11 protein-coding genes are annotated in these 10,161 nt (G+C 70.6%); 5 read left to right on the top strand and 6 right to left on the bottom strand.

Annotation, left to right across the window (positions count from 1 at the left end):
* Positions 1 to 111 precede the first annotated feature (111 nt).
* Positions 112 to 789: a Crp/Fnr family transcriptional regulator gene (locus JWQ91_RS08310; protein ID WP_297782395.1), complete on the bottom strand. Its 678-nt coding sequence runs from the start codon at positions 787 to 789 to the stop codon at positions 112 to 114.
* 113 nt (positions 790 to 902) lie between these two features.
* On the opposite strand from JWQ91_RS08310, the gene nth reads away from it, so the two are divergent.
* Genes nth through JWQ91_RS08285 form a run of 5 tightly spaced genes read left to right on the top strand, consistent with a single transcriptional unit; the run spans position 903 to position 4,858 of the window.
* Positions 903 to 1,622: an endonuclease III gene (nth, locus tag JWQ91_RS08305; protein ID WP_297782394.1), complete on the top strand. Its 720-nt coding sequence runs from the start codon at positions 903 to 905 to the stop codon at positions 1,620 to 1,622.
* Positions 1,619 to 2,230, top strand: coding sequence for a TlpA disulfide reductase family protein (locus JWQ91_RS08300; RefSeq protein WP_297782393.1), 612 nt, complete (start codon positions 1,619 to 1,621; stop codon positions 2,228 to 2,230). Before nth ends, JWQ91_RS08300 begins: the two co-directional genes overlap by 4 nt.
* Positions 2,227 to 2,871 (top strand): CoA pyrophosphatase, encoded by a 645-nt coding sequence (locus JWQ91_RS08295; protein WP_297782392.1) that lies wholly within the window; start codon positions 2,227 to 2,229, stop codon positions 2,869 to 2,871. The genes JWQ91_RS08300 and JWQ91_RS08295 overlap by 4 nt, the downstream gene beginning before the upstream one ends.
* On the top strand, positions 2,868 to 4,040 hold the full coding sequence (locus tag JWQ91_RS08290; RefSeq protein WP_297782391.1) for a MarP family serine protease: 1,173 nt from the start codon (positions 2,868 to 2,870) through the stop codon (positions 4,038 to 4,040). Before JWQ91_RS08295 ends, JWQ91_RS08290 begins: the two co-directional genes overlap by 4 nt.
* A complete protein-coding gene (locus tag JWQ91_RS08285) occupies positions 4,037 to 4,858 on the top strand; it encodes a hypothetical protein (protein WP_297782390.1) in 822 nt (273 codons plus the stop codon). Before JWQ91_RS08290 ends, JWQ91_RS08285 begins: the two co-directional genes overlap by 4 nt.
* Positions 4,859 to 4,870: 12 nt before the next feature.
* On the opposite strand, the gene JWQ91_RS08280 is transcribed toward JWQ91_RS08285, so the two are convergent.
* The 5 genes from JWQ91_RS08280 to JWQ91_RS08260 all read right to left on the bottom strand — a co-directional run bounded on the left by JWQ91_RS08280 (position 4,871) and on the right by JWQ91_RS08260 (position 9,830).
* Positions 4,871 to 5,308, bottom strand: coding sequence for a phage holin family protein (locus JWQ91_RS08280; RefSeq protein WP_297782389.1), 438 nt, complete (start codon positions 5,306 to 5,308; stop codon positions 4,871 to 4,873).
* 46 nt (positions 5,309 to 5,354) lie between these two features.
* On the bottom strand, positions 5,355 to 5,513 hold the full coding sequence (locus JWQ91_RS08275; protein ID WP_297782388.1) for a hypothetical protein: 159 nt from the start codon (positions 5,511 to 5,513) through the stop codon (positions 5,355 to 5,357).
* Positions 5,514 to 5,708: 195 nt separating this feature from the next.
* Positions 5,709 to 7,667, bottom strand: a complete 1,959-nt coding sequence (gene acs / locus JWQ91_RS08270; RefSeq protein WP_297782387.1) for an acetate--CoA ligase — start codon at positions 7,665 to 7,667, stop codon at positions 5,709 to 5,711.
* A 193-nt stretch (positions 7,668 to 7,860) separates the two neighbouring features.
* Entirely contained in the window at positions 7,861 to 9,495 is a 1,635-nt protein-coding gene (locus tag JWQ91_RS08265; RefSeq protein ID WP_297782386.1) for a cation acetate symporter, read from the bottom strand.
* Positions 9,492 to 9,830, bottom strand: a complete 339-nt coding sequence (locus tag JWQ91_RS08260; RefSeq protein ID WP_297782385.1) for a DUF485 domain-containing protein — start codon at positions 9,828 to 9,830, stop codon at positions 9,492 to 9,494. Before JWQ91_RS08260 ends, JWQ91_RS08265 begins: the two co-directional genes overlap by 4 nt.
* Between the last annotated feature and the right edge of the window lie 331 nt (positions 9,831 to 10,161).

Raw genomic sequence — 10,161 nt, 5'->3', positions numbered from 1 at the left:
CGACCTCGATGCCGTAGCGCGGCGGGTGCGCAGGGCCCTGGCCCGACCCAGCTGTGGTCGATAGTGCACGAGGAACGTCGAAGACGTGGTGCACCTTTGACCAAATCTGGGTCAGCGGGCGCGGCGCTGGAGGCGCTCGAGGTCGAGGATGACCACAGAGCGGGGCTCGAGGCGCAGCCAGCCGCGCGATGCGAAGTCGGCGAGGGCCTTGTTGACCGTCTCGCGGGAGGCGCCGACCAGCTGGGCGAGCTCCTCCTGCGTGAGGTCGTGGTTGACGTGGATGCCGTCGTCGGCGCGGCGGCCGAAGCGCGAGGCCAGGTCGAGCAGCGCCTTGGCGACACGGCCGGGGACGTCGCTGAACACAAGATCGCCGACGACCTCGTTGGTGCGGCGCAGGCGGCCGGCGAGCTGGTTGAGCAGCGCGTGGGCGACGTCGGGGTGTGCGTTGAGCACGGGGCTCAGGGCCTCGTGGCCCAAGCCCTTGAGCTCGACGTCGGTGACCGCGGTGGCGGTGGCCGAGCGCGGGCCCGGGTCGAAGAACGACAGCTCGCCGAACATCTGTCCGGGTCCGAGGATCGCGAGCAGGTTCTCGCGACCGTCGGGCGAGGTGCGGCCCAGCTTGATCTTGCCGTCGGTGACGACGTACAGCTGATCGCCGTCGTCGCCCTCGCTGAACAGGATCTCGCCGCGGCGCAGGCTCAGCGACGACATCGAGCTCTCGAGCGTCTGCGCGACCTCGTCATCGAGGCCGGAGAACAGCGGTGCCTGGCGGAGAACGTCGTCGGTCACGGGACTTCCCTATCGTCGTGTCACAGAGGTCACAGTGTGTGCACCCTTGCGAAGTTTCCCACATGAAGGGCGCTCTCGCGAAGATACGCGCCGAGGGACGTACGCTTGAGGGCGTGCCGACCCCCGTGACGCGACCGGACACGGCACTCGTCCGCCGGGCCCGCAAGATCAACCGCGTGCTCGCCGAGACCTATCCGGAGGCCGGCTGCGAGCTGGACTTCCGCACCCCGTTCGAGCTCCTCGTCGCGACGGTGCTGTCCGCACAGACGACGGATCGGCGCGTCAACGCGATCACGCCGGCGCTGTTCGCGGCGTTCCCGGACGCCGTGGCGATGGCCGCTGCGCCCCGGGCCGAGCTCGAGGAGATCATCCGGCCGACCGGGTTCTTCCGGGCCAAGACCACCAGCCTGCTCGGCCTGTCGGCGGTGCTGGTCGAGCGGTTCGACGGTGAGGTCCCCGGCCGGCTCGCCGACCTCGTGACCCTGCCCGGCGTCGGCCGCAAGACCGCCAACGTCGTGCTCGGCAACGCGTTCGACGTCCCGGGCATCACGGTCGACACCCACTTCGCCCGGCTCGTCCGCCGGTTCGCGTGGGTGCCGGAGGACATCCTGGGCGACCCGGTCAAGGTCGAGCACGCCGTGGGGGCGTTGTTCCCGCGCAGCGACTGGACGATGCTGAGCCATCGCCTGATCTGGCACGGCCGGCGCCGCTGCCATGCCAAGAAGCCGGCGTGCGGCGCGTGCCCCGTCGCGCACTGGTGCCCCGCGTTCGGGACGGGCCCGATCGACCCCGTCGAGGCCGCGGCCCTCGTCACGACGCAGGGGCCGGCATGAGGATCCGCGCCGCGCTGGCCGTGGCGGTGCTGCTGGCCGTGGCGGCGTGCGGGTCGTCGGAGCCGACCGGCACCAAGCCGACGTTCGGCGGGGGATCGGCGCCGACCGTCCCGGCCGACGAGCTGGCCGCCGCCAAGCAGGCGGCCGGCATCCGGGACTGTCCCGCGCCGGGGGCGAAGGCGGCGACCGACCTGCCGGAGCTGACCCTGGCGTGCCTCGGCGGTGGCCGGGACGTCGACCTCGCCCGCCTGACCGGCACCCCGACCGTCATCAACCTCTGGGCCAGCTGGTGCGCACCGTGCCGCGCCGAGCTGCCGCTGCTGGCCCGCGCCGACGAGGCGTACGGCGACCGGGTCCGCGTCGTCGGCATCGACTTCGACGACTCGGCCCCGGACCACGCTCTCGAGCTGGCCCGCTCGACCGGCGTGACGTACCCGCTCCTGGTCGACCGGTCGGGCGAGACGCGCAGGCCGTTCGGGGTCGTGGGCCTGCCGCAGACCGTGTTCGTGGACGCGCAGGGAAGAATGGTCGCCACGGAGCGTACGTCGTTCCGTTCGTACGCCGACCTGACGGCCGCGATCGAACGACACCTGGGAGTGGCGCCATGACGGTGGACAGCCTGCCGGCATGGTTGCGGCCGCTCGCCGAGCTCGCGTCCTCGGTCGAGGCCGAGCAGCTGTCGCCCAACTTCCCCAGCGTCCCCGCCGCCGCCCGCCCGGCCGCCGTCCTGATGCTGTTCTCCGAGGGCGAGCACGGGCCGGAGCTGCTCCTGACGGAGCGGTCCTCGACGATGCGCAACCACGCGGGGCAGATCGCGTTCCCGGGCGGCAAGTCCGACCCGGGTGACGTCGACGCCGCGGCGACCGCGCTGCGGGAGGCCGAGGAGGAGGTCGGGGTCGACGCCACCACCGTCGACGTCTTCGGGACCCTGCCGACGTTGTGGCTGCCGCCCAGCAACTTCGCCGTGACCCCCGTGCTGGGCTTCTGGCGCGAGCCCAAGCCACTCCTGCCGGTCAGTGACCTCGAGGTCGTCACGGTCATCCACCAGCCGATCCGCCGGCTCGTCGACCCCGACAACCGGTTCAGCGTGACCCACCCGTCGGGCTGGCGCGGTCCGGCGTTCGAGGTCGGCACGCCGATGCCGCTGTGGGGCTTCACGGCCGGCGTCATCTCCCGGCTGTTCGAGGTCCTGGGCTGGGAGCAGCCGTGGGACGACAGCGTCACCCGACCCCTGCCCGAGCTGCCATGAACTCACTCGACCTGATCATCGTGCTGGTCCTGATCGCGTACGCCATCTCGGGCTACTTCCAGGGCTTCGTCGTCAACCTGATCGCCACGATCGGCCTGCTGGTGGCCGGGCTGCTGGCGGTCGCGATCGTCCCGAAGCTGCTGTCCGACGGCACCCCGACGCTCTCGTCGTCGCTGCTGGCCCTCGGACTCGTGATCGGCGCCGGCGCGATCGGCCAGGCGATCGGCACGTTCGTCGGCACGGGCCTGCGCGACGGCCTGAAGTGGCGGCCGCTGCGCTGGGTCGATGCCGTCGCCGGCAGCGCGCTGAGCATCGTGGCGGTGCTGTGCGCGGCGTGGGCGCTGGGCTACTCGGTCAGCGGCACGACGATCCCCTACCTCTCGACGGCGTCGCGGGACTCCGCGATCCTCGACCGGGTCGACGGGGTCATGCCGATGCAGGCGACGACGGTGCTCCGCTCCTTCAACGAGGTGCTGGACGCCAACCTGTTCCCCCGCTACATCGACCCGTTCGAGGACGAGGAGATCACGGCGGTCAAGGCGCCGGACGATAAGACCCTCGCGAGCCCGGGCGTGCGGGCGGCGCGGGACAGCGTCGTCAAGATCCTCGGCCAGGCCTCGTGCGACCGGGGTGTCGAGGGATCGGGCTTCGCCTACTCCGACGGCCGCATCATGACCAACGCCCACGTCGTCGCCGGCGTCGAGTCGCCCGCCGTCGTGATCAACGGTCAGCAGGTGCCGACGCGGGTCGTCCTGTTCGACCGCAAGCTCGACGTCGCGGTGCTGGCGGTCGAGGGCCTCGGGCTGGAGCCGCTGGCGTTCGACACGGGCGGGGAGGCCGGCCAGCCGGCCGCGATCCTGGGGTACCCCGAGAACGGGCCGTTCGACGCGCGGGCCGCCCGCATCCGTACGCAGATGCGTCTGCGCAGCCCCGACATCTACGATCGGGGCCAGGTCGTGCGGGAGACGTTCTCGGTCCGTGGCCTCGTCCGCTCGGGCAACTCCGGCGGTCCACTGCTGTCGGAGGAGGGCAAGGTGCTCGGGGTGATCTTCGCGGCGTCGGTCAGTGACAAGTCCACGGGGTACGCCCTGACGGCCGAGCAGGTCGCGGCGGACGCCCGCGAGGGGGCGACCGCGACGAGCGCGGTCTCGACCGGTGGCTGCGCATGAGGCCGTTCACCTCGTTCGTCGCGGGGCTCGTGGCGCTCGTCGCGGCGCTGGTGACGGTGCCGCTGCTGTGGGTGTCGGCCAACGTCGCGGACGAGGACGGCTACGTCACGTTCAGCAGCCGGCTGGCCACCGACGAGGAGCTGCAGTCGGCGTTCGCGGACTACCTGGCGGATGACTTCGTCAGTCGCGGGCTGCTGCCGGAACGCCTGCAGGAGGCGGCGAGCTCCGCCATGACGGTGGTCGCGCGGTCGACGTCGAACCGGCCGGGCTTCGTCTCGGCGTGGGAGGACACCCAGCGCAGCTTCCACACCTCGGCGTTCGACGGCGGGACGGGTCCGCTGACGGTGCAGGTCGCGCCGATGGCGGAGTTCCTCACGGGCCGGCTCGGGGACCTGCTGCCGGTCTCGCTGGCGGTGCCGGCGGACCTCGTCGTGCCGGTCGGCACCGAGCAGGACCGGACACAGGTCGCGCGGCTGGACCAGTCCCGGACGTTCGGGCTGCTGGGGCTGCTGGTCGTCGTGATCGCGGTGGCCGCCTCGTTCTTCGCCGCGCGCAGCCGGCCGCTCGCGATCGCGGGACTCGGCCTGGGGGCGATCGTCGTGGCGGGCGTCCTGCGGGTCGCGTCGTCGGTGCTCGCGCCCGAGGTGCTGGACCGGACCGAGGGTCAGACCGGCTTCGCCCGCACGCTCCAGACGCTCCTCGCCGACCGAGCGTCGGACTCGCTGGCCGGGTGGCTGACGTCGATCGCGGTCTGCGGCGCGGTCGCCGTCGTGGTCGGGCTCGCCGGCCGCGCGATCATGGGACGTCAGCGGGCCTGAGGCCTGGGGGCCTCACCTGGCATGACGTCCCGTGGGGCTGGCGGGCTCGACGACCTCGCGGGTCGACGACTGGCCCTTCAGCGCAGCGGGGATCTTGCTGGCGGTGGCGATGGTCTTCTCCGGTGCCTTGATCTTCTTGAGCGCGCGGACCGCGACAAGGATCAGGCCGGCGGCCAGCAGGACGTAGAACCCGGCGACGATGAGGAACGCCCACGCCGGGTCGAGTCCGGCCATGACGATGAAGTAGGCCGCGGCGATCGACAGCAGGACGATGACGAGCAGGCCGAAGAAGGCTGCGGTCAGGATCATCGCGGTCCCGATGCCACCGGCCTTGGCGCTGACCCTGAGCTCGCTCTTGGCGAGCTGGATCTCCTTCTGCACCAGGGCGGAGATGTCGCGGCTGATGTCGCCGACGAGTCGGCCGATGGTCGGTTCGTCCACTGAGCTCATACCCGGGAGCCTACAAGTGAGTCAGGGGGTCGCGCAGGTCAGCGGGTCAGCCGAGCGCGGCGAGGATTCCCGCGTCGGAGACGAACCACAGCAGGTGGCCGCCGATCACGGCGGCGAGGACGGCGAGACCGCCGATCAGGTCCTTGCGGACGCGGGGGTGGGGCGCGGTCGACACGGCGGGTGAGGTCATGGTCGTCGTCTCCATGCCTTCAGGATGCCCAGCGAACCTGATCCCAACCTGAACGGAACCCGTCCCCCGCCTGTGCATGTGACCAACACTGCGCCCCGCCCCACCCTCCGGAACCGCTGGGAGTGACGTTTGCGCCCCGAATCGGGCCGATCAGGGGCGCAAACGTCACGCCCAGCGAGGCGGGCGGGCGGCAGGCGGGCGGTCGATCGGTCAGTCGTCGTCCTTGGCGGTCTGCATGCCGCTGCTGATGAGGTCCATGACGCCGGCGTCGGCCAGGGTCGTGGTGTTGCCGACCTCACGGTTCTCGGCAACGTCGCGCAGCAGGCGGCGCATGATCTTGCCCGAGCGGGTCTTGGGCAGCTCGGGGACGACCATGATGGTGCGGGGCTTGGCGATCGGCCCGATCTGGTGGCCGACGTGGTCGCGCAGCTCCTTGATGACGTCCTCGCCCCCGTCGCCCGCGGACTCCCGCAGGATCACGAACGCCACGACGGCCTGGCCGGTGGTCTCGTCGGTGGCGCCGACGACGGCGGCCTCGGCGACCTTGGGGTGCGACACGAGGGCGGACTCGATCTCGGTCGTGGACAGCCGGTGCCCCGAGACGTTCATGACGTCGTCGACGCGGCCGAGCAGCCAGATCGCGCCGTCCTCGTCCTTGCGGGCGCCGTCACCGGCGAAGTAGTACTGCGGCCAGCGCGACCAGTAGGTCTCCTTGTAGCGGTCGTCGTCGCCCCAGATCGTGCGGAGCATCGACGGCCACGGCTCGGTGATGACGAGGTAGCCGCCCTCACCGTTGTCGACCGGGTTGCCGGCGTCGTCGACGACCTCGGCGGCGATGCCGGGGATCGCGGTCATCGCCGAGCCGGGCTTGGCGGACGTGACGCCGGGCAGCGGGCTGATCATGTGGGCGCCGGTCTCGGTCTGCCACCACGTGTCGACGATGGGGGTGCGTCCGCCGCCGATGTTGTCGCGGTACCAGACGTACGCCTCGGGGTTGATCGACTCACCGACCGAGCCCAGGATCCGCAGCGAGGACAGGTCGCTCTTGGCGGGGATGTCCTCGCCCCACTTCATGAACGTCCGCACGGCGGTGGGCGCGGTGTAGAACAGGGTCACCTTGTACTGCTCGATGATGTCCCACCAGCGGCCCTTGTGCGGGGTGTCGGGGGTGCCCTCGTAGAGCACCTGGGTCGCGCCGTTGGCCAGCGGCCCGTAGACGATGTAGGAGTGGCCGGTGACCCAGCCGACGTCCGCGGTGCACCAGTAGATGTCGTCGGGCTTGTAGTCGAACACCGCCCAGAACGTCCACGCGGACTGCACCAGGTAGCCGCCGGTGGTGTGCAGGATGCCCTTGGGGGAGCCGGTCGTGCCCGACGTGTACATGACGTACAGCGGGTGCTCGGCGTCGAACATCTCCGGCGTGTGATCGGTCGAGGCCTGGTCGACGGTGTCGTGCCACCACACGTCGCGGCCCTCGGTCCATTCCACGTCCTGGCCGGTGCGGCGCACCACCAGGACGCCGGTGACGTCGGGGCACTTCTCCAGCGCCTCGTCGACGGCGGGCTTGAGCGCCGACGGGCTGCCGCGGCGGTAGCCGCCGTCGGCGGTGATGACGACCTTGGCCTGGCAGTCCAGGATCCGGCTGGACAGCGCGTCGGCGCTGAAGCCGCCGAAGACGACGGTGTGCGGGGCGCCGAGCCGCGCGCAGGCCAGCATCGCGATGACCGCCTCGGGGATCATCGGCAGGTAGATCGCGACCCGGTCACCGGTCTGCACGCCCAGGTCGATCAGCGCGTTGGCGGCCTGGGACACCAGGTCCTGCAGCTCGGCGTAGGTGATGTCGCGGGTGTCGCCCTCGGGCTCGCCGACGAAGTGCAGCGCGACCTTGTCGCCGTTGCCGGCCTCGACGTGCCGGTCGACGCAGTTGTAGGCGGCGTTGAGCGTCCCACCGACGAACCACTTCGCGAACGGAGCGTTCGACCAGTCCAGCACCTCGGTGAACGGGGTGCCCCAGTCGAGCCGCTCGGCCTGCCTGCCCCAGAACGCCGGCCGGTCCGCGGCGGCCTCGTCATAGACCTCGACCGTCACGTTGGCGTTCGCCGCAAGGTCGGCCGGCGGGTCGAAGACCCGATCCTCGTGGGACAGGTTGCTGATGTTCTGCTCGGTCACGGGTGCTCCTGGATCGTTTGACGTCTACGTGCATTGTGGCCCAGCCCACACGATGGGGTCACCCCGGTTGCGCCGAGGTTGCCACCGCGCTCGCCCGACCGTGGGCCGAGCGAGCGCAGCGAGCGAAGGCTGGTGCTCGGGCGCATGCCTCGTTCCGCTCGGCCTGTGGTGCCGAACGGAGCGAGGCGCCCCCTTACTTCTCCGAGCCGGCTCCGGTCATGGAGCGGACGTCGAGCTCGACGTAGCGCGCCTCGGCGTCGGAGTCGCGCATCGTCACGGTGCCCAGCCAGCCGAAGAAGAAGCCGAGCGGGATCGAGATGATGCCGGGGTTGGCCAGCGGGAACCAGCTGAAGTCGGCCCCCGTGATCATGGCGGTCTCCGAGCCCGAGACGACCGGCGAGAAGATCACCAGCCCGACGCACGAGATCAGGCCGCCGTAGATGCTCCACACCGCGCCGCGGGTGTTGAACCGGCGCCAGAACAGGTTGTACAGCAGTGCCGGCAGGTTCGCCGAGGCAGCGACCGCGAAGGCCAGTGCCACCAGGAACGCGATGTTGAGCTTCTGCGCCGGGATCGACAGCGCGATCGCGATGCCACCGATCACGAACGCCGCGAGGCGGGCGACCTTGACCTCCTGCTGCTCGGTGACCTTGCCCTTCTTCCACACGTTGGCGTACATGTCGTGCGCCACGGAGGAGGCCGAGGTCAGGGTCAGCCCGGCGACGACCGCGAGGATCGTCGCGAACGCGACCGCCGAGATGAATGCCAGCAGGATGGCGCCACCGGTCGAGCCGGACCCGCCACCCACGGCCTCGGCCAGCAGCGGCGAGGCCAGGTTGCCGCCCGAGTCGGCGATCTCGGCCTTCTTGTCCCCCTTGACCAGGGCCGCGGCGCCGAAGCCGAGGACCAGCGTCATGAGGTAGAACGAGCCGATCAGGCCGATCGCCCAGAGGACCGACTTGCGGGCCTGGCGGGCGGTCGGGACGGTGTAGAACCGGATCAGGATGTGCGGCAGCCCCGCGGTGCCGAGCACGAGGGCGAGGCCGAGGGAGATGAAGTCGATCTTCGCCTCGGTCGAGACGCCGTACTTGAGGCCCGGCTCGAGGAAGGCCTTGCCGGCCCCGCTCTCTTCGGCGGCCGTGCCGAGCATGTCGCTGATGTTGAAGTCGAACTTCGCGAGCACCAGGACCGTGATGAGGATCGTGCCGACCATCAGGAGCACGGCCTTGACGATCTGGACCCACGTCGTGCCCTTCATGCCACCGACCGTGACGTAGAAGATCATCAGGACGCCGACGCCGGCGATCGTCAGGTTCTTCGCGGTCTGGCTGTCGACGCCGAGCAGCAGCGCCACCAGGGCGCCCGCACCGACCATCTGCGCCAGCAGGTAGAAGATCGACACGACGACGGTCGACGTCGCCGCGGCGGTGCGGACCGGCGTCTGACGCATCCGGAACGCCAGCTGGTCGGCCATCGTGAACCGGCCGGAGTTGCGCAGCAGCTCGGCGACGAGCAGCAGCGCGACGAGCCAGGCGACGAGGAAGCCGATCGAGTACAGGAAGCCGTCGTAGCCGGACAGCGCGATCGCCCCCGAGATGCCGAGGAACGACGCCGCCGACATGTAGTCACCGGCGACGGCGAAGCCGTTCTGCGCGCCGGTGAAGCTGCGCCCGCCGGCGTAGTAGTCGGCCGCCGTCTTGTTGTTGCGGCTGGCCCAGAACGTGATGGCCACCGTGATCAGGACGATCACGATGAACAGGGACCCGGTGAGGAGCTGGTTGCTGCCGTCGTCGGTCGCGGCCCGCAGGACGGTGGCGGTGGTGCTCATCGCTCGATCTCCTCTTCGTACTCGTCACGGAGCTTGTCCGCGATGGGGTCCATCCGCCGGGCCGCGAACATCGCGTACCAGATCGCGATGCCGAACGTCGTGACGAACTGCAGGAGGCCGAACACCAGGGCGACGTTGATGTTGCCGAACAGGACGTGCCCCATGAAGTCGCCTGCGTAGATCGAGAGCAGGACGTAGAGCAGGTACCAGGCCATGAAGGCGATGGTCAGCGGGACGACGAATCGCAGGTAGGAGCGCTTGAGCTCGGCGAACTCGTCGGAGGCGTGGATGCGTTGATAGGCCTCGTGTGCTTGCGGCGTGATCTTCTCCACCACCGTGGGTCACCTCAATCGTGAGTAGGGCGGACGGCGCGGATCGCGCCACCACCGACGGTAGGAGCGCGCGGGGGTGTGAGCCAGATCACCGGACCCCGGCTGCGGTGGAGGCCGCACGCGCTGCGGCGTGCGGTCGAGGTCGTGCGACGAACGGTCGGTCCGGCGCGACGAACGGCTCAGTAGCGGCGATCGACCTCGAGGCGCTCGGGCGTGTGCAGCCGGACCATCGTGCGCGAGACGTTGGCGGGGACGCCCCTGCGGGTCAGCAGCGAGACCCCGATCATGAGCCCGAAGCCGACCGGCACCGACCACGCGGCGGGCTGGCTCATCA

The sequence above is a fragment of the Aeromicrobium sp. genome (assembly GCF_025965075.1).
GTDB lineage: Bacteria > Actinomycetota > Actinomycetes > Propionibacteriales > Nocardioidaceae > Aeromicrobium.
Note: the sequence above shows the minus strand (reverse complement) of the source record. Positions and strands in the feature narration are given on the sequence as shown.